Here is a 19,424-nt window from a genome sequence, read left to right on the forward strand (position 1 = left end):
ATAGGGTGCGGCACGCCAGGGAGAAAGCCCATGATGATACGCGTTGCGTTTCAGTCGTGCGTGCGTTGCGTAGTTCTCATAGTGTCCCTGTTGGCCGTGTCCGTTCCGCTTGGCGCATTGGCGCAAAAACAAGGGGGAGTCCTGCGGGTCGCCCATCGCGACAGTCCCGCGTCGATGTCGATCCACGAGGAAGGCACCATCTCGGCCGTCATGCCGATGATGGGCGTGTTCAACAACCTCGTGATGTTCGACCCGAAGGCCAAGCAGAACACCCTCGAAGGCATCGTGCCCGATCTCGCCACCAAGTGGACCTGGAGCGAGGACGGCAAGACGCTGACCTTCGCGCTGCGCGAGGGGGTGAAGTGGCACGACGGCAAGCCGTTCACCGCGGCCGACGTCAAATGCACCTTCGAGCTGCTGGCCGGCACCGCAAAGGACAACTTCAAGGTCAACTTCCGCAAGGGCTGGTACGCCAACGTCGAGAGCGTCTCGACCAACGGCGACCACGAAGCGGTGGTTCACCTCAGGGCGCCGCAGCCCGCCCTGCTGGCGCTGCTCTCCTCCGGCTTCACGCCGGTCTATCCCTGCCACGTCTCGCCGGCGGAGATGCGGCGCGCGCCGGTCGGCACCGGGCCATTCAAGTTCGCCGAGTACAAGCCGAACCAGAGCATCAAGGTGGTGCGCAACCCGGACTACTGGAAGAAGGGCCTGCCGTATCTCGACGGCATCGAATACACGATCATCGCCAACCGCTCGACGGCGATGCTGTCCTTCATCTCGGGCAAGTTCGACATGACCTTTCCGTTCGAGGTCACGGTGCCGCTGGTCAAGGACATCAAGGACGGCCTGCCGTCGGCGCAGTGCGAGATCGCGCCGATGAACGTCGCCGCCAACCTGCTGATGAACCCGGTGCCGCCGTTCGACGACATCGATGTCCGCCGCGCGGTGGCGATGACGATCGACCGCAAGGCCTTCATCGAGATCATGACCCAGGGCCAGGGCGATGCCGGCGGCGCGATGCTGCCGACGCCGGCCGGCCGCTGGGGCCTGCCCGACGAGATCGTCCGCGAGCTGCCGGGCTTCGATCCCGACGTCGCCAAGAGCCGCGCGGCAGCGCGCAAGATCATGGAGGCGAAGGGCTACGGCCCGGCCAAGATGATCAAGCTCAAGCTCTCCTCGCGCAACCTGCCGACCTACCGCGACGCGGCGGTGATCCTGATCAGCCAGCTCAAGGAGATCTACATCGACGCCGAGCTGCAGCTCGTCGAGACGGCGCAATGGGTGCCCAAGCTGATGCGGCGCGACTACCAGTTCGGCCTCAGCCAGGTCGGCAACGGCGTCGACGATCCGGACCAGAACTATCCGGAGAACTACGCCTGCAGCGGGCGCACCTACATGGACTACTGCAACAAGGAAGTGGACTCACTCATTGCGCAGCAGTCGGCCGAGCGCGACCAGGAGAAGCGCAAGAAGATCGCCTGGGAGATCGACCGCAAGCTGACCAACGAGGCGGTGCGACCGATGCTCTACTACATGCGCGGCGGCACCTGCTGGCGGCCGGAGGTCAAGAACCTGTCGATTCAGGTGAATAGCATCTACAATAGCTGGCGCATGGACGAGGTGTGGTTGGAACGATGAAAGCTGCCTACATCGAAAAGTTCGGCGGACCGGAGGTCCTCAAGGTCGGCGACCTGCCCGATCCGTCGCCCGCCGCGGGCCAGGTCGTCGTCGACGTCGCCGCCGCCAGCATCAACGCCGCGGACTGGAAGGTGCGCGCCGGCGAGTACAAGCAGGCCAACTTTCCGCTGGTTCTCGGCCGCGATTTCTCCGGCACCGTCAGCGCGCTGGGCTCCGGCGTCGACCTCAAGGTCGGCGACGAAGTGTTCGGCGTGCTCGAGACCGGCCGCGACGGAACCTATTGCGAGAAGATCGCGATCGGCGGGGCGATCGTCGGCAGGAAGCCGGCGGCGCTCTCCCATGTCGATGCGGCGGCGCTGGCGCTGACCGGCCTGACCGCGATCTGCGCGGTCGAGGAGGCGCTGAAGATCGAGGCCGGCGAGACCATCCTGATCCAGGGCGGCGCGGGCGGCGTGGCGAGCTTCGCCATCCAGCTCGCCAAACACATCGGCGCCAGGGTCATCACCACCGCCAGTGCCGCCAACGCCGCCTACCTGCGCGGGCTCGGCGCCGACGAGGTGATCGACTACAACGCGACCGACTTCACCAAGGCCGTGAAGAACGTGGACGCGGCCTTCGACACCGTGGGCGGCGACGTCGCGACGCGCACCTTCGCGGTGCTGAAGCCCGGCGGGCGCGCGGCGTTCATCGCCTCCGGCGCGCAGGCACCCAGGCCCGAGCGCAGCGACGTGACGGCGATCCGTCCGGCGGTGCCGCGCACCCGAAAGCACATGGAGCGCGTCGCCGAGCTGCACAGGGCCGGCGTCATCCGCGTGCCCGAGGTGACGGTGTTCCCGCTGGCCGAGGCCGCCAAGGCGCTCGGCGTCAGCGAGGGCCGCCACTTCAAGGGCAAGCTGATCCTCGAGATGCGTTGAAACAGGAGTTCCCATGCCCCGCATGACCGGCGGCGACGCCATTGTCGATTCGCTGTTGCGGCACGGGATCGACACGATCTTCGGCCTGCCGGGCGTGCAGATGTACGGGCTGTTCGACGCTTTCGCGCGCAACGCGAACCGCCTGCAGGTGATCAACGCGCGGCACGAGCAGACCACCGCCTACATGGCGCTGGGCTACGCCCAGTCGACCGGCAAGCCGTCGGCCTACACGGTGGTGCCGGGGCCCGGCGTGATGAACACCATGGGTGCGCTGACCACCACCTGGGCGATGAATGCGCCGGTGATGTGCATCACCGGCCAGGTGCCGAGCGCCATGATCGGCCGCACCCGCGGCCAGCTCCACGAGATGCCGGACCAGCTCGCGACCCTGAAGACACTGCTGAAGTTCGCCGAGCGCATCGAGCATCCGACCGAGGCGCCGCAGGTCATGGCGCGCGCCTTCCAGGCGATGACGTCGGGCCGGCCGGGGCCGGTCGCGGTCGAGATGCCGTGGGACATGTTCCCGATGAGCGCCGACGTGACGCCGGTCGAGCCACTCGGCAAGCGCGCCGATCCGGTGCCCGATCCCGACAGGATCGCGGCGCTGGCCAAGCTGGTCGACGCGGCGAAGGCGCCGATGATCGTGGTCGGCAGCGGCGCGCTGGAGGCCGGCCCGGAGGTGCTGGCGCTGGCCGAGAAGATCGGCGCGCCGGTCGTCGCCTTCCGCACCGGCAAGGGCGTGGTCGATTCCCGCCATCCGCTGTCGCTGACCACGGTCGCGGGCTTCAAGCTGTGGGACAGCACGGACTTGTTGATCGGCATCGGCTCGCGCCTCGAGGTGCCGCTCGCCCGCTGGGCGCCGGCGCCGGCCGGCGTGAAGGTCGGCCGCATCGACATCGATCCGGCGGAGCATCGCCGGCTCACCGTCGACGTGCCGATCGTGGCCGATTCAGCCGACGGCGCGCGCGCTCTGGCCGCCGCGGTGAAGAAGAAGGACAACTCCGTTCGGCGCGAGGCAATAGCCGCGGCCAAGGCGGCGGCGCTGGCGCAGGTCGGCAAGGCGCAGCCGCAATACGGCTACCTCGAAGCCATCCGCGCGGCGCTGCCGGACGACGGCATCGTGATCGACGAGCTGACGCAGGTCGCCTACATCGGCTGGTACGGCTATCCCGTCCACAAGCCGCGCACCTTCATCTCGTCCGGCTTCTCCGGCACGCTCGGCTACGGCTTCCCGACGGCGCTGGGCGTGAAGGTCGGCAATCCCGACCGTCCGGTGGTGTCGATCACCGGCGACGGCGGCTTCCTGTTCGGCGGCTCCGATCTCGCGACGGCGGTGCAGTTCGGCATCAACCTGGTCACCGTGGTGGTGAACAATTCCTCCTATGGCAACGTGCTGCGCGACCAGCAGCGGTTCTACGAGGGCCGCCATGCCGGCTCGGTGCTGACCAATCCGGACTTCGTGGCCTATGCGCGGTCGTTCGGTGTCGCGGCGTGGCGGGTCGAGAACGCCGACGGCTTGCGCGGCGCGCTGCGCGAGGCGCTGGCCGGCAACGGGCCGGCGCTGATCGAGGTGATGTCCGACATCGACAAGGACTATCCACCGTTCGAGTTCCATCAACCCAAGCGGAGCTAACCATGACCAACCAGAAGTTCGTCATCGAGCCGCACTTCCGTCTGCAGGAGTGGGTCGCCGAGGAGAAGGGCTACTTTGCCGACGAGGGTCTCGACTACATCTTCCAGGAGAAGATCCGCGCGACCGACGGCAAGCAGCACGACCAGCAGGGCCAGAAGTCCGGCGCCTACCAGAGCTTCGAGGCGGGCCGCACCGCCGACGTGAGCTGCGCCTGCCACTGGACGGTCAACGTCGCGGCCTCGAACGGCCACGGCAAGCTGTGGGGCGACGTCTACTCGGTGGCGCCGGCCGGCATCTTCGTGCCTGAGGGCTCGCCGATCCGCAAGCCGGAGGACCTCGCCGGCGTGCCGATCTCCGTCGGCTACCAGTCGGGCAGCCACTACGCGACCATCCAGGCGCTCGAGCAGTACCTGCCGCGGAACAGGATCAACCTGTCGTACGGCGAGGGCATGCTGTTCAAGCGGCTCGACAACCTGCTCGAGGGCAAGAGCCAAGCCTCCACGCTGTTCAGCGGGCCGTACTACCTCGCCGAGCAGATGGGCTATCGCAAGGTGATCGACACGACCTTCATGATCGCCTCGATGGTCACTGGCACGCCCGAGGCCGAGGACCTCAAGCGCTTCTACAATGCGCTGAAGCGGGCGCAGCGCGACATCGACCTCAGGCCGGAGAAGTACACGCACTACTACAGGAACGAGTTCCCCGACCGCTATCACGCCCTGATGGACACCCGCCGCTGGGGCCCGGGCGAGCGCATCGTGTTCGAGCCCTACACCCAGGAAGTCTTCGCCCAGTCGCGCGAATGGATCGCGCAGCGCGAGATCTTCGATACCGGCAAGGCGCCGCTGGCGACCGACAGCTACGACGCGGCGGTGCTCAGGGTGACCTGAGCCATCCGCGCCAGGCGGCGGCCGATGATCTCCTCGGCCTCGCGCATGGTGCGGTCGATCAGCTCCTTGACGGTCGGGATGTCGTGGATCAGGCCGGCGACCATGCCGCACGACCAGGCGCCGGCATCCATCTCGCCCTGCTTCATGATGCGCGGATAGACGCCGCCGACCTCGGCGACGATGTCCTTGAACTCGATCGCCGCGCCGAGCTCCTTCTCCTTCTCGAGCAGCCGGTCGACGGCGGCGTTCTTCAGCACCCGCTCGGTGTTGCGCAGCGGCCGCATCACCAGCCGGGTGTCGAGCTCGCTGGCGGCGACCAGCGCCTGCTTCACGTTGTCGTGGATCGGCGCCTCCTTGGTCGCCATGAAGCGCGTGCCCATGTTCATGCCCTCGGCGCCGAGCGACAGGGCGGCGACCAGCGAGCGGCCGTCGGCCATGCCGCCAGAGGCGACGAACGGGATCTTCAGCTCCTCGGCCGCGCGCGGCAGCAGGATGAAGTTGGGCACGTCGTCCTCGCCGGGATGGCCGCCGCATTCGAAGCCGTCGACGCTGACGGCGTCGCAGCCGATCGATTCGGCCTTCAGCGAATGGCGCACCGAGGTGCATTTGTGGATCACCCTGACGCCCGCTTCCTTGAGCGCCGGCAGCCACTTCTGCGGGTTGTTGCCCGCGGTCTCGACGATCTTCACGCCGCTCTCGATGATGGCGCGGATGTAGCCGGGGTAGTCCGGCGGCGTCAGCGCCGGCAGGAAGGTGAGGTTGACGCCGAACGGCTTGCCGGTCATCTGCCGGCAGCGCGCGATCTCCTTGGCGAGGTTCTCGGGGCTGCCCTGCGTCAGGCCGGTGATGATGCCGAGCCCTCCGGCCTGCGAAACGGCCGCGGCCATCTCGGCGAAACCGACATAATGCATGCCGCCCTGGATGATCGGGTGCTCGATGCCGAACAGCTCGGTGATGCGCGTCTTCATGGCCGCCCCTCTGATGCTATAAGGGCCGAATGGCACACGGTCCCCTTCAAGGCGTCAAGGTCGTCTCCTGCTCCACCGCGCAGGCCGGCACGGTTCCCTACATGCTGATGGCCGATCTCGGCGCGGACGTGATCAAGATCGAGACGCCCAAAGGCGGCGACGGCTCGCGCGGCATGACCGTCCTGCCGGGCATGGGCAGCACCTTCTTCGAGACCAACAATCGCGGCGTGAAGAGCGTGACCCTCAACCTCAAGGAGCCCGAGGGCCGGGCCATCCTGCACAAGCTGGTCGCCGAGGCCGACATCTTCGGCCAGAACTTCCGCCCCGGCGCGGCCGAGAAGAACGGCTTCGGCTGGGAGGAGCTGCGCAAGATCAACCCGAAGCTGGTCTACGTCTCGATCTCGGGCTACGGCACCAAGGGCCCGAACGGCCATCTGCCCGGCACCGATTCGATGGCGCAGGCGCTGGGCGGCATCGCCGAGGCCTATTCGATGCCCGGCCAGAAGATGCGCACCGGCATCGCCTCGGTGGCCGACGAATCGACCGCCATGCTGGCGTTCGGCGGCGCGCTGGCGGCGCTGCATCACGCCCGCACCACCGGCGTCGGCCAGAAGATCGAGCTGTCGCTGCTCGGCTCGCTGGTGCGTCTGCTCGGCTGGACCTTCACCACGACGATGTGGCGCAACAAGAACCCGGTGACGGGCCAGGCGCGCGTCACCGGCACGGCGGAGCGGCCGGGCATCAGCGCCTCGTTCAACGACCGCGACGGCAAGCCGCTGGTCTTCCAGCTCACCGGGCCGGAGGACTGGCAGGACGCCATGACCTCGCTCGGCTTCCTCGACGCGCTGAAGGCCAAGGGCTTCGGCCATCTCGGCGTGATCATCGACAACGACGCCAAGCGCGAGGAGCTGCTGGCGCTGCTCGACGAGCTGTTCGCGACCGGCACGCGCGAGGACTGGGTGGGCAAGCTGCGCGGCGCCGACATCGTCTCGGCGCCGATCAACACCATGCTCGAGGCCTCCAACGATCCCGACGTGATCGCCAACGGCCATGTCACCCATGTCGAGCATCCCAAGCACGGCAAGCTCAAGGTCCACGGCACGCCCTGGCGCTTCTCCGAGACGCCGGCCAAGCCCGGCATCGCGCCCGAGCTCGGCGAGCACAACGACGCCGTGCTTGAAGCGCTCGGCTACGACAAGGCCGCCGTCGGCGACCTGAAGAAGCGCGGCGTGATCTGACTCATCGGACCGCCGAGTCATTTGAGCCTGAGCCCGATCACCCGCACCAGGCCGTCGGGCATCTGCTTGTAGCCGTCGATCCGCTCGCTGAGCGCGATCAGCACCTGCGGGTGCCAGAGATAGAGGAAGCCGCCGTCGATCCCGGGCAGGACCTTGGCGGCGATCTTCTCGTACACTGCCTTGCGGCCGGCCTGGTCGCTGATGCGGCGCGCCTCCTGGTGCAGCGCATCGACCTCGGGGTCGCAATAGTGGCTGTAGTTCAGCGGCGCCTTGCAGGCCTGAATGATGTAGGCATTGGCATCGGGATCGGTGCGGCCGCTCCAGCCGAACAGGTAGAGCTGGAAGTCGCCGTCCTCGGCCAGCTTGATCGAGGTCGCGAACTCGGTGACGCGGATCTTGAGGTCGAAGCCGGCTTCGGCCGCCATCGCCTGCACCGTCTCGGCGACCGCGCGGTTCTCCGGCCCGTTCACCACCATGAAGTCGAGCGCAAGCGGCGTCGTCACGCCAACCTCCTTGAGCAGCGCCTTGGCCTTCTCGACGTCGCGCTTGGGGACCGGGAACTTCGATTGATAGTACGGATTCTGCGGGCTGACCCACTGATTGCCCGGCACGAACTCGCCGTTGAACACCACCTGGTTCAGCGCCTCGCGGTCGATCGAGAGCTCGAACGCCTCGCGCACCTTGCGGTTCTTGGCCAGCGGGTTGCTGGCCTTGGGTCCGTTGTCGAGGTTGAGCTGCAGGCCGGCATAGCCCAGCGACACCGCCTTCGCGAGCTTGAGCTTGGCATTGTCGCGTACCGTCTTGATGTCGGTCGCCTGCACCCGCTCGATCAGCTCGAGGCTGCCGGCGCGCAGGTTGGCGAGCCGTACCGTGCCGTCGACCACCGGCAGGTAGGTGATCCTGTCGATGAAGACGTTGTCCTTGTTCCAGTAGTCCTTGAACTTCTCGACGACGATGCGGTCCTGCTGGACGCGCTCGACGAACTTGTAGGGACCGGCACAGACCGGGTGCAGGCCGAACTTGTCGCCGGCGGCTTCGGCCGCCTTGGGTGACACCATCATGCCGGCGCGGTCGGTGAGCTGCGCCAGCAGCGGCGAGAAGGGCTGCTTGAGATTGAGCTTGATGGTCATCGGGTCGACCACGTCGACCGAGTCGACGACGCCGATGTCGGGCTTGCGGTACGAGCCCTTCATGGTGAGGTGGCGGTCGAGGCTGTACTTCGCGGCCTCGGCGTCGAACGCCTCGCCGTCGTGGAACGTCACGCCGGGCCTGAGCTTGATGGTGACGGTCTTGCCGTCGGCCGAGGTCTCGTGGCTGAGCGCGAGTTGCGGCACGATGGCGAGCTTGTCGTCGATGTCGAACAGCTTGTCGCAGATCGAGGCGAAGACGATGCGCCCGACATAGGTGCGGGCGAGCGTCGGGTCCATCACGTCCGGGTCCTCGGCCAGGCCGATGCGCAGGTTGCTCTGTGCCAGCGCCACCGTCGCCATCGCCATCGACGACAGCAGCAGTGCAAGCGCAAAGCGGAAGATCGCGGTCATGAGGCCTCCAGAAGCGGGACGCCAAGCGGTACCATGGAACGGCGCAAGGCAGGAGACACGAGATGGCGAACGACACGTCGCTGGGGGGACTCTTCGCGGGCAATCGCAAGCCGACCCAGTTCGGCCGCATCTTCAAGCCCGACCCGGCGTGGCTCGCCAAGGCCGAGCCCGAGCCGATCCTCGACCCCGAGCTCGCGGTGGTCGACACCCACCATCACCTGTGGGACATGCCGGGCTATCGCTATCTGCTCGACGACTTCCTGGCCGACGCGAACACCGGCCACAGGATCGTCGGCACCGTCTTCAACGAATGCCGTGCGATGTACCGCGCCAGGGGGCCGGAGGAGATGAAGCCGGTCGGCGAGGTCGAGTTCTGCGCCGGCATCGGTGCGATGAGCGACAGCGGGATCTATGGCCCAGCGCGTGTCTGCGCCGGCATCGTCGGCCACGCCGATCTCACCCTGGGCGACCGCGTCGAGGCCGTGCTCGAGGCCGAGATCGCCGCAAGCGGCCGTTTCCGCGGCATTCGCTATGGTGCTGCGTGGGACGACGATCCGGTGATCGGCAACAGCCACGTCGCCAAGGGACCGGGCGTCCATCGCAGCGCCGGCTTCCGCGAGGGGCTGAAGCGTCTCACCAGGCTCGGCCTGTCGTTCGATGCCTGGATCTTCCATCACCAGGTCGGCGAGGTGACCGAGCTGGCGCGCGCCTTCCCCGACGCCAACATCGTGCTCTGCCACATGGGCGGCGTGCTGGGCTACGGCCGCTGGGCCGGCAGGAAGGACGAGGTCTACGCCGCGTGGAAGCCGGCGATGGCCGAGCTCGCCAGGTGCCCCAACGTCTCGGTCAAGGTCGGCGGGCTGATGATGCGGCTGGCCGCCATCGACTATCTCAACCTGCCGCGGCCGCCGACGTCGCAGGAGCTGGCCGACGCCTGGCGTCCTTACGCCGGCACCTGCATCGAGCTGTTTGGCGCCGACCGCTGCATGGTCGAGAGCAACTTCCCGGTCGAGAAGATGGGCATCGGCTATGCCGGCCTGTTCAACGCGCTGAAGCGCATCGCCGCCGGCGCCTCGGCCGACGAGAAGAAGGCGCTGTTCAGCGGCACCGCCAGGCGCGTCTATCGGCTGGCGATCGACTAGAGCGATTTCCGAGCAGATGGAACCGCTCGCGGTTCCATCTGCTCGGAAATGCGCGCACGGGGGTTGTTGTTGCAGCAGGCATATTCCGTTCGGCTGATTCCAGCCGAACGGAATATGCTCTAGCCGTTTCGACCGTTTTCGCCGTTTTTTGCCGAAGTTCGAAACGGCAGCGCGCAGACGCGATGGGATGCAGATGGCGCTCATTGGCAAGAGCGTCGCACGAACGCGCTGCGGCACCTATTATGGGCATTGGCCGGCCCGCGAGGTCGCCAAAAATGCGGCTCGATTCGCGGTCCATTGCCCATAATGCGGTTGTGCCGCGAGCGCTTATCCACAGGCCTTGGAGCGGCCGGCACCTAGAGCACCCGCGGCGGCGGCAGGCCGAGCAACACGGCGCCGCAGACCTCGTAGTTCGCGGGATGCAGCGCCGTGTGCGCGGCGGCGACATGCACGTCGCGGAAGCAGCGGTCGATCAGGCCGGTGCTGTAGACCGAGGCGCTGCCCGCCGCGGTGTAGATCAGGTCGGTCGCCTGCACGCCGGCCGTCAGCGCGTTGGCGCGGGCGAGCCGCATCAGCGCGAGCTGCCTGGGCGGCAGCGTGCGGCCGGCCTGCACGTCGTCCCAGGCCTGCGCCACCGAGTCGTAGAGCCAGGCGCGGGCCGCCTGCAGCACCGCCTCGGCGCGGCCGACCTCGGCCTGCACCACCGGCTTGTTGGCGACCGCCGTGGTCGAATGGTGCGAGACCTTGGCGCCGGCGATCGCGACGAAAGCGTCGATCGCCGCCCGGCCGATGCCGAGCGGCACGGCGGCCATCAGGCTGTCCATCAGCGCCATCAGCGGGAAGCGGTAGAGCGGGTCGTCGAGCCGCGCCGGCGTATCCATGGCGACGATGCGGTCGGCCGGGATGAACAGCTCCTTGATCGCGTAGTCGTGGCTGCCGGTGCCGCGCATGCCGCCGGTGGTCCAGGTATCGATCAGCTCGCCGTCGCTCGCCGGAAAGAACACCAGCCGTGTCTTGCCGTCCTCCAGTGTGCAGCCGCCGGCCCACCAGGCGCTGTGACCGATGCCGCTGGCGAACGACCAGCGGCCGTTGCAGACCAGGCCGCCATCGGCTGCGCGCGCCTTGCCGCTCGGCCGGAGCGCTCCGGCCACCACGGCGTCGGGCGCGCTGTAGATCGCCCGCGCCGTCGCCTCGCCGAGCCGCGCGGCCCAGACGCCGTAGGCCGAGCCGATCATCAGGTTCCAGCCGGCTGCGCCGTCGGCGGTCGAGATCGTCTCGATCACCTCCATCGCCGTCATCGGATCGGTCTGCAGCCCGCCGAGGCCGGCCGGGATCAGCAGGCGGAAGAGCCTGGCGTCGTGCATGGCCGCCAGCACGCCGGGCTCGAGGTGCCGGTGGCGCTCGCCGAAGTCGCGCGTCTCGCGGACCATCGTGGCCAGGCGGCGCGCGGCCGCGAGAAGGTCGTCCATCAGCTCAGGCTACCGGGATAATCCTGCCAGATCGAGGGTTCGAGCTTGAGATGCGTCGCGGCGGGGAAGGTCTTCGTCCAGTGCCGCGCGCAGTCGGCGCTGGTCGCGTACCACAGCGCCGGCAGGCCGCGGGCGTAATCGAGGAACTGCTCCAGCATGTGCAGCCGGTTGGGCCAGGCGATGGCATGCGGATGCACGACGATCGAGAAATGGCGGCCGCGCTTGTACTGCGCGTCGAGCTCGGCCTTCCAGTTGCGGAACAGCGAATCGGGATTCTCGAGGCCGGTGCCCTTGCGCGGGAACAAGAGGAAGAACTGGTCGTCGAAGTGATAGTAGTAGGGCAGGGCCAGGATCGCGCGCCGGCTGGCGAAGTCGCTGACCCAATAATGCGGCGCATCGTCGGCCAGGCCGTTGCCGAAGTAGTCGTAACCGTCCTCCAGCAACAGATCGATGGTGTGCGGGCTGACCGCGCCGCCGGCGAACTTGTCGCCCGGCCGCGCCAGCGAGAACCAGCCGGCTGGCCGCTTGCCGACGACCCTGGCGATGATCTCCGTCGTGCGGGCGAGCCGCGCGCGTTCCTCGTCCTGGCCGAGCGTGCTCACGTCCTCATGCTTGAAGCCGTGGGCGGCGATCTCGTGTCCGGCGCCACTGAGCTTCCTCAGCTTGTCGGCCTGGAGCTCGGCGATCACCGCCGGCACCGCGAAGGTCGCCTTGAGGTCGAAGCGGTCGAGCACGCCCGCGAGCGCGTCGAGGCCGCCGTTCATGCCGTAATAGGCGTCCGGCGTCGTGAGGTCGTCGGGCTTGATGCCGTCGGGGCCGCAGGCCGGGCTGAGATCGACGACGACGCGGAAGCAGCAGCGCTTGCCGCCGGGCCACCTGATGTCGCCGTCGACGATGCTCTTCTCGTCGCTGATCGTGTAGCGCTCCTTCCAGGGCATCTCACTTCGCTCCCTTGTGGGCGCGGATGATGTGGCGCGCGACCTCCTCGCAGCTCGGGAACCACACGCCGGGCAGCGCCCTCATGCGGTTGATCAGCCGGTCGAGCATGGCGATGCGCAGGGCGCGGCCCGACACGAACGGATGCATGCAGACGTTCATGTAGCCGCCGTCGCGGTAGCACTGCTCGAACATGCGCCACCACAGCTCCTCGACATGGTCGGGGTCCATCATGCGCTGGGCGCTGTTGTCGCTGCCGAGCCAGGCGAAGCTGAAGAACATCGCGTCGTCGATGGCATAGTGGAACGGCAGGTTGAGGATCGGCTTCGATCCGTCGGCGGCGCTCAGCCAGTTCGGCCAATGGTCCATCGAGTCTTCGGAGGTATAGATGAAGCCGTGCTCGAGCAGCAGCTCGCGGCTGTGGGTGCTGCGCGTGCCGACCGGCTTCTTGCCGACCGTCTTCTCGATCGCCGCGAGGGTCTTGCGCAGATGGTCGCGTTCGAGCTCCGGCTCCTTCGGCACCCGGTGCTCCCACATATGGTCGGCGATCTCGTGGCCGCTCTTCGCCGCGGCGCGCAGCGACTCGGGGTAGAGCTCGCAGATCCGGCCCGGCGTGAAGATGGTCGCCTTGATCCGGTGGCTGTCGAACAGCTCGATCAGGCGCCAGATGCCGACGCGGCCGCCGAACTCGCCCTTGGCGAGCTGCGACGGCGGTTCGTTGAGCAGGCGGCGCAGCAGCATGGTGTCGAAGTCGGCGGTGAAGTTGACGGCGACGCGCGCGCCGTTCGGCCACTTGATGCCGTCGATCACCTTGTGCTGAGCGCCGTAGTCGGCGGCCTTCGCCTTCAGCGCGGCCAACTCGCGGTCGAGTCCGTCCGTGATCGTGGTGTCCATCTAGCGTCCTCCTGCGACGGGGAGCGTGGTGCCGGTGATGTACTGGGCCTCGTCCGAGGCAAGGTAGAGCACGGCGTTGGCGATGTCCTCTGGCACGCCGATGCGGCGCATCGGCGTCGCGCGGATCGGCCCGTACTCGAGCTGCTCGATCTTGCGGAAGCCGGGGCCGGTGCGCTCGGTCTCGATCGGGCCGGGCGCCACGGCGTTCACCCGCACGTTGTACTCGGCGAGCTCCAAGGCGACGCCGCGGGTAAAGCCGTGGATGCCGGCCTTGGCGGTGGAGTAGGCGGAGTTGCCGATATAGTAGGCGGTCCACGGCGTGCCTTCGCGGGCGCCGGACGACAGGTTGACGATGCAGCCCGTGCGCCGCTCCTTCATGTGCGCGGCAGCCTCGCGCGTGCACAGGAAGGCCGAGCGCAGGTTGAGCTTGATGATGTGGTCCCAGTCCTCGAGCCTGGCTTCCCAGATGCGGCCCGAGGTGCCGCCGCCCACGTCGTTGACCAGGATGTCGAGCCGGCCGTGCGCGTCGAAGGCCTGCTTGAACAGCGCCTTGACCGGCGCTTCCTCGGTGACGTCGGCGTTCACCACCAGCGGCGGCTGGTTGGAGCCGGCGTCGGCGGCCTTGAGCTGCCGCTCGGTCTCGGCGAGGCCGGCCGCATCGATGTCGACCAGCACCAGGATGGCGCCTTCCTCGGCCAGCCGCAGCGCGATGGCGCGGCCGAGGCCATTCGCTGCGCCCGTCACCAGAGCGATCTTGCCGGCCACCCGATTGCCCACTTTGCCCTCCGTCGTTCGCCCGAGTGTAGAGTAAGCTCCCGCGCGGAGGAAAACATGAAGCTCGGTCTCTACATGGCGACGCAATGGCGCCAGGGCGCCGATCTCGCACCGGAGCTCGCCAACCTGATCGAGCAGGTCCGCGTGGCGAGGGCGAGCGGGCTGAGCTCGCTGATGGTCGGCCAGCATTTCCTGTCGGCGCCGCTGCAGATGTTCCAGGCGATGCCGCTCTTGGCGCGGCTCGCGGCCGAAGCCGAGGGCATGCAGATCGGGCCGGGCCTGCTGCTGCTGCCGCTGCTCAATCCGGTGATCGTGGCCGAGGAGACGGCGACGCTCGACTGGCTCTGCGGCGGCAAGGCGATCATCGGACTGGGGCTCGGCTATCGCAAAGAGGAATTCGATTCCATCGGCGTGCCGTTCAAGGAGCGCGTGCCGCGCTTCGTCGAGGGCGTCGAGGTGATCCGCAAGCTGTGGCGCGACGATGTCGTCGAGCATCGCGGCCGCTTCCACACCGTGACCGGCGTGACCGCGAGCCTGAAGCCGCAGCAGAAGAACCTGCCGATCTGGATGGCGGGCGACGTCGAGGCTGCGGTAAAGCGCGCGGCGAAGCTCTCCGATGCCTGGTTCCCCTCGCCGATGGTGAGCGAGGAGAGCGTCGCCAAGCTCAACGCCCTGTTCCGCGAGACGCGCGAGGCGGCGGGCGTGGCGCCGGCGAAGGAATATCCGGTGATCCGCGAATGCCATGTCGGCACGCTCGACGAGGTGCGCGAGCCGTTGTCGTTCAAGTACGAGGCCTATGCGAGCTGGAGCGGCGATTCGGGCTTCGTGCCGGCCGACGGCATCCGCGCCGACTTCGACAAGTTCGCCGCCCGCCGCTTCCTGATCGGCAGCGAGAGCGAGCTGGTCGACCAGATCGGCCGCTATGGCGCCCAGACCGGCACCAACCATATCCTGCTGCGCGTGCAATGGCCGGGCCTCGGCCAGAAGATGGCCGTGCGCTCGCTCGAGCGCCTCGGCCGCGTAGTGGAGCAATTGAAATGATCCCTCCCTGCGCGCAGCGCGGGGAGGTGTCGCGGTAACCCGCGACGGAGGGGTCATGGGCTGCGGTGCTGGCGCTCATGACCCCTCCGTCGGCCACGCGTTTTCGAGCGAAGCTCGAAAATCGCTCGGACGCCGACACCTCCCCGCGCTGCGCGCAGGGAGGAAGGAGAAGGAGGAAGTGACGATGGACCTGTTCGAGACGATGGAGACCTGCCGCGCGATGCGGCGGCTGAAGCCCGATCCGGTGCCGGACGAGCTGATCGCCAGGATCCTGCAGGCCGGCACCTGCGCGCCGTCGGGCGGCAATGCGCAGAAGTGGCGCTTCCTGGTGCTCAAGGACCGCAAGGTCAAGGAAGCGGTCACCGCCTGGTACAAGAAGGCCTACGACGAGATCATCGGCCCGCGCTACAGCTCGGTCGCGCCGCCGCCCGGCGTCAGCCCGGAGAAGTTCAAGCGCCAGCACGACGCGGTGCACTATCTCACCGACCACTTCGCCGACGCGCCGGTCTGGATCGTCGCCTGCCTCGATACCGGCGCGAACCACAACGCCGCGGCCGGCGCCTCGATCTATCCGGCGGTGCAGAACATGGTACTGGCCTGCCGCGCGGTCGGGCTCGGCACGACGCTGACCAACCGCCACATGTTCTTCCAGAAGGAAGTCGACCAGGCACTCGGCCTGCCCGAGGGCGTGCATTCCTACGCCATCCTTCCGATCGGCTATCCGATGGGCAAATTCGGCCCGGTGAAGCGCGCGCCGCTCGACGCGGTCGTCTACCAGGACAAGTGGGGGCAGGCCTATCGTGGATAACGAGTATTCCTCCCTCGTCATCGGGGGAGGGCTGGCTTTCGATGACTGAGTACGACTTCATCGTGGTCGGCGCCGGATCGGCCGGCGCCGCCCTCGCGTCCCGGCTGTCGGCCGATCCGAAGAACAAGGTGCTGCTGCTCGAGGCGGGCGCGGCGGACAACCCGTGGACGCACCTGCCGGTCGCCTACGCCAAGCTGATCGCCAATCCGGCGGCCAACTGGCTGTACAGCGCCGAGCCCGAGCCGACGACCAACGGCCGGCGTCTCCCGGTGCCGCGCGGAAAGCTGCTCGGCGGCTCGAGCGCGATCAACGGCCTCGCCTTCGTGCGCGGCCAGGCGCAGGACTTCGACACCTGGGCGCAGCTCGGCAATCAGGGCTGGAGCTACGACGACGTGCTGCCGTTCTTCAAGCGCATGGAGAGCTACCAGGGCGGCGGCGACGACCGCTATCGCGGCCGCGAGGGGCCGATCAAGGTCACCGATCCAGCGCCCGCGACGCCCTTGTTCCAGGCGCTGATCGAGGCGGCGGGCGAGGTCGGCATCCGCCACAACCCCGACTACAACGGCGCGACCCAGGACGGCATCGTCATGAGCCAGGCGTCGATCGCCCGCGGCTGGCGCATGAGCACGGCGCGCGCCTATCTCGATCCGGCCGCCAAGCGGTCCAACCTGCACATCGTCACGCGAGCGCATACCGAGGCGGTGCTGCTCGACGGCAAGCGCTGCGTCGGCGTGCGCTGGTCGGCCGGCGGCCGGACGCACGAGGCGCGGGCCGCGCGCGACGTCATCGTCAGCGCCGGTTCGATCAACAGCCCGCAGCTCCTCGAGCTGTCGGGCATCGGCCAGCCTGAGCGGCTGAAGGCGCTGGGCCTCCCGGTCAGGCACGCGCTGCCCGGCGTCGGCGAGAACCTGCGCGACCACTATGCGCCGCGCACCCGCTGGCTGGTGGGGCAGAAAGGCATCACCTACAACGACACCGCGCGCGGGCTGGGCATGGTCAAGCAGGCGCTGCGCTGGGCCTTCTTCAACGATGGGCTGCTCTGCTCGGTCGGCGCGCCGATGCGGGCTTTCGTGTTCTCGCGCGAGGGCCTGGCGGCGCCCGACCTGCTGCTGGGCTGGGTGCCGATGTTCACCGAGGCGACGCCCAGGGGCCCGAAGATCTCCGCGACGGCCGGCTTCACCTGCTACGCCCACGTGATGCGGCCCGAGAGCAAGGGCAGCATCCACATCACCTCGGCCGATGCCCGGACGCCGCCGGCGATCCGCTTCAACTTCCTGTCGGCGCCGGTCGACGCCGAGCTGACGATCAAGGCGGTGCGCATCGCCCAGTCGGTGATGCGGGCGCCGGCGATGGCGCCGTTCAAGCTGACCGAGCAGGCGCCCGGCCCCGAGCGCAAGACCGACGAGCAGCTCATCGACTGGGTGAAGGCCACCGCCGAGACGACCTACCACCCGGTCGGCACCTGCAAGATGGGCATCGACCCGATGGCCGTGGTCGATCCCAAGCTGCGCGTGCACGGCATCCAGGGCCTGCGGGTCGCAGACGCCTCGATCATGCCGACGCTGACCTCGGGCAACACCAACGCGCCGTCGATCATGATCGGCGAGCGCGCGGCCGACCTGGTTCTCGCCGGCGATCAGTAGGACGTGAACATCTGCTTGCCGAGCTGGGCTGCGTCCACCGCGAAGTGACGCGCGTCGGCGAACAGCACGGCGAGCTCGAAGCTGATGGCAAAGGCGGACGCATAGAATAGCGCCGGCCGGCCCTCGGCGAGCTTCGCGATACGGTCCGGAAGACCCGAGCGCAGGAGCGGCGGCTCCAGCAGCAGCATCAGTCCCACACCCGCGACGGCGCCGCCGACGATGTCGCTGGGATAATGGTAGGCGAGATAGATGCGCGGCAGGCAGATGACCAGCGTCGTCCACAGCATGGCCGCCAGCCCGAGCGGACGCGAGTAGCGCCAGATCGGCACGCACAGCGCGAAGAACAGCATGGCGTGATCGCTCGGGAAGGAGCTGAAGGTGTTGAGCGTCTCGGGCGTGACGCCGAGCGGCAGGTGGACGCCGAACCCCGGCGTGTGCAGCGGCCTTTGGTGGAACGGCAAGCCGACCTGCACCGCCCGTGACAGGAGCGCCACGACGACGGCCGCCGTCAGGGCAGCCGCGATCTCGCGCCGCCGCCCGGGCGCACGGTCGAACCACAGCCACCAGTAGAACGACAGGAACAGCCCGCCCTTGAGCAGGGGCGAATCGGCGATGTCGTACACGAATCTGTCGAGCGCGGCGGAACGGCCAGCCGGAGCATTGATCCAGAGGACAAGCGCCTCATCGAGGCTATGCAGCCACCACATCTCGAGTCCCCCGGTGTCGCGCCGAAACCGGCGGCTCGGCCCGGCCAACGTTCACGAAACTGCAACATGACAACCAGTGTCCGTTGCGTGGCAGTTCCGTGACAGGACGAGCCTCCCGGGCGGCTGCGGGCGGCGGACGCTAATAGGTCGCGAAGATCCGCGCGATCTCGGCGGGGTCGGAGGTCCTGGTCAGCGCGAGGGCCAGCAGGATGCGGGCCTTCTGCGGGTTGAGATTGTCGGCGGCGAGGATGCCGGCATCCGTCAGCCGCTGGCTGCGGAAGATGCGGCCCGAGCCGGCGCGTGAGGATTGTACTACCGTCACGCCCTGCTTCACCGCCTCGGCACACGCCTCGAGGTCGGCGGGCGGCGGCGTGCCCGGCGCGAAGCCCGCCGAGACGATGCCCCTGGCGCCGGCCGCGACGAAGGCCTTCACCGCCGTGCCGTCCGAGCCCGGATAGGCATAGATGATGTCGACGCGCGGCAGGGCCGCGAGGCCCGCGATATCGAACTCGGTGTCGGGCATGTGCTGGCGCTCGGGCTTGCGATAGTAGGCGATGCGGTCGGCGTCGGCGTGGCCCAGCGCACCGAAGTCGGGCGTGCGGAAGGTCTGCATCCGCCAGTTCGAGGTCTTGGTGACCTCGCGCGCCGCCTGGATCTCGTCGTTCAGCATCGTCAGCACGCCGCGGCCGCGGCTCGCCGGATCGGCCGCCACCCGCACGCCGTTCACCAGGTTGATCGCGGCATCGGTCGACAGGCCCGAGGCCGGCCGCTGCGCGCCGATCAGCACGACCGGGAAGGGCACCTTGAGCACCAGGTTCAAGAACCAGGCGGTCTCCTCCAGGGTCGCCGTGCCGTGGCCGATCACGATGCCGGCGAGGTCGGGATGTTCCTTGGCGAGCCTGCCGCAGAGGCCGGCGAGCTCCTGCCATTCCGCGAAATGGATCTCGGTGCTGGGCACGTTGCGGAAGTCGACCGCGATCACCTCGGCGATCTCGGTCACCGTCGGGAAGCGCTCGACGATGCCGCTCGCCTGCAGGCGGTTGTTGTGCACGCCATAGTCCTGCAGCTCGAGCGGATGGATGCCGAGCGACGACATCGTGCCGCCGGTGCCGATGAAGGCGACCTTGGGTTTGCTCAACGGATGACACTCCTTGCTGGTCCGCCACAGTACACAGCAAGATGCGGGCC

Annotated in this window: 17 protein-coding genes; 9 read left to right on the forward strand and 8 right to left on the reverse strand. The window is 68.2% G+C overall.

Features of this window, described 5'->3' with window-relative positions:
• Positions 1–96 precede the first annotated feature (96 nt).
• Genes J0J01_RS14070 through J0J01_RS14085 form a run of 4 tightly spaced genes read left to right on the forward strand, consistent with a single transcriptional unit; the run spans position 97 to position 5,075 of the window.
• Complete coding sequence (locus J0J01_RS14070; protein ID WP_296381564.1) at positions 97–1,638, forward strand: ABC transporter substrate-binding protein; 1,542 nt, start codon at positions 97–99, stop codon at positions 1,636–1,638.
• Positions 1,635–2,552, forward strand: a complete 918-nt coding sequence (locus tag J0J01_RS14075) for an NADP-dependent oxidoreductase (RefSeq protein ID WP_296381566.1) — start codon at positions 1,635–1,637, stop codon at positions 2,550–2,552. The genes J0J01_RS14070 and J0J01_RS14075 overlap by 4 nt, the downstream gene beginning before the upstream one ends.
• A gap of 13 nt (positions 2,553–2,565) precedes the next feature.
• On the forward strand, positions 2,566–4,185 hold the full coding sequence (locus tag J0J01_RS14080; protein ID WP_296381569.1) for a thiamine pyrophosphate-dependent enzyme: 1,620 nt from the start codon (positions 2,566–2,568) through the stop codon (positions 4,183–4,185).
• A gap of 2 nt (positions 4,186–4,187) precedes the next feature.
• A complete protein-coding gene (locus J0J01_RS14085) occupies positions 4,188–5,075 on the forward strand; it encodes a hypothetical protein (protein ID WP_296381571.1) in 888 nt (295 codons plus the stop codon).
• Here J0J01_RS14085 and J0J01_RS14090 read toward each other — a convergent pair.
• Positions 5,045–6,043 (reverse strand): nitronate monooxygenase family protein, encoded by a 999-nt coding sequence (locus tag J0J01_RS14090; RefSeq protein WP_296381572.1) that lies wholly within the window; start codon positions 6,041–6,043, stop codon positions 5,045–5,047. The genes J0J01_RS14085 and J0J01_RS14090 overlap by 31 nt on opposite strands.
• Positions 6,044–6,072: 29 nt before the next feature.
• Between J0J01_RS14090 and J0J01_RS14095 the strand changes: the two genes are divergently transcribed.
• Positions 6,073–7,281, forward strand: a complete 1,209-nt coding sequence (locus J0J01_RS14095) for a CaiB/BaiF CoA-transferase family protein (protein WP_296381574.1) — start codon at positions 6,073–6,075, stop codon at positions 7,279–7,281.
• A gap of 17 nt (positions 7,282–7,298) precedes the next feature.
• Here the strand turns inward: J0J01_RS14095 and J0J01_RS14100 are convergent, their stop codons facing one another.
• Positions 7,299–8,777 carry an ABC transporter substrate-binding protein gene (locus J0J01_RS14100; protein ID WP_296381742.1) on the reverse strand — a complete coding sequence of 493 codons (1,479 nt, stop codon included), beginning with the start codon at positions 8,775–8,777 and terminating at the stop codon, positions 7,299–7,301.
• Positions 8,778–8,884: 107 nt separating this feature from the next.
• On the opposite strand from J0J01_RS14100, the gene J0J01_RS14105 reads away from it, so the two are divergent.
• Positions 8,885–9,964 (forward strand): amidohydrolase family protein, encoded by a 1,080-nt coding sequence (locus tag J0J01_RS14105; protein WP_296381575.1) that lies wholly within the window; start codon positions 8,885–8,887, stop codon positions 9,962–9,964.
• Positions 9,965–10,320: 356 nt separating this feature from the next.
• Here the strand turns inward: J0J01_RS14105 and J0J01_RS14110 are convergent, their stop codons facing one another.
• The 4 genes from J0J01_RS14110 to J0J01_RS14125 are packed head-to-tail and all read right to left on the reverse strand — an operon-like array spanning position 10,321 to position 14,040.
• Positions 10,321–11,433: an acyl-CoA dehydrogenase family protein gene (locus J0J01_RS14110; RefSeq protein ID WP_296381577.1), complete on the reverse strand. Its 1,113-nt coding sequence runs from the start codon at positions 11,431–11,433 to the stop codon at positions 10,321–10,323.
• Positions 11,433–12,371: a polysaccharide deacetylase family protein gene (locus J0J01_RS14115; RefSeq protein WP_296381581.1), complete on the reverse strand. Its 939-nt coding sequence runs from the start codon at positions 12,369–12,371 to the stop codon at positions 11,433–11,435. Before J0J01_RS14115 ends, J0J01_RS14110 begins: the two co-directional genes overlap by 1 nt.
• 1 nt (position 12,372) lies before the next feature.
• Complete coding sequence (locus J0J01_RS14120; RefSeq protein WP_296381583.1) at positions 12,373–13,263, reverse strand: polysaccharide deacetylase family protein; 891 nt, start codon at positions 13,261–13,263, stop codon at positions 12,373–12,375.
• A complete protein-coding gene (locus tag J0J01_RS14125) occupies positions 13,264–14,040 on the reverse strand; it encodes an SDR family NAD(P)-dependent oxidoreductase (RefSeq protein WP_296381585.1) in 777 nt (258 codons plus the stop codon).
• Positions 14,041–14,094: 54 nt separating this feature from the next.
• Between J0J01_RS14125 and J0J01_RS14130 the strand changes: the two genes are divergently transcribed.
• The 3 genes from J0J01_RS14130 (at position 14,095) to J0J01_RS14140 (ending at position 17,529) form a co-directional block, all read left to right on the forward strand.
• The gene (locus J0J01_RS14130) at positions 14,095–15,078 is read left to right on the forward strand and encodes an LLM class flavin-dependent oxidoreductase (protein ID WP_296381588.1); all 984 of its coding nucleotides are present in this window, start codon (positions 14,095–14,097) and stop codon (positions 15,076–15,078) included.
• A 184-nt stretch (positions 15,079–15,262) separates the two neighbouring features.
• Positions 15,263–15,886 (forward strand): nitroreductase family protein, encoded by a 624-nt coding sequence (locus J0J01_RS14135; protein WP_296381590.1) that lies wholly within the window; start codon positions 15,263–15,265, stop codon positions 15,884–15,886.
• A gap of 41 nt (positions 15,887–15,927) precedes the next feature.
• Positions 15,928–17,529 (forward strand): GMC family oxidoreductase N-terminal domain-containing protein, encoded by a 1,602-nt coding sequence (locus J0J01_RS14140; RefSeq protein WP_296381593.1) that lies wholly within the window; start codon positions 15,928–15,930, stop codon positions 17,527–17,529.
• Here the strand turns inward: J0J01_RS14140 and J0J01_RS14145 are convergent.
• Complete coding sequence (locus J0J01_RS14145) at positions 17,523–18,236, reverse strand: phosphatase PAP2 family protein (protein WP_296381595.1); 714 nt, start codon at positions 18,234–18,236, stop codon at positions 17,523–17,525. The genes J0J01_RS14140 and J0J01_RS14145 overlap by 7 nt on opposite strands.
• A gap of 139 nt (positions 18,237–18,375) precedes the next feature.
• Positions 18,376–19,374 (reverse strand): asparaginase, encoded by a 999-nt coding sequence (locus J0J01_RS14150; RefSeq protein WP_296381597.1) that lies wholly within the window; start codon positions 19,372–19,374, stop codon positions 18,376–18,378.
• Between the last annotated feature and the right edge of the window lie 50 nt (positions 19,375–19,424).

Origin of the sequence: Reyranella sp., from assembly GCF_017305915.1 — a bacterium.
Classification (GTDB): domain Bacteria; phylum Pseudomonadota; class Alphaproteobacteria; order Reyranellales; family Reyranellaceae; genus Reyranella.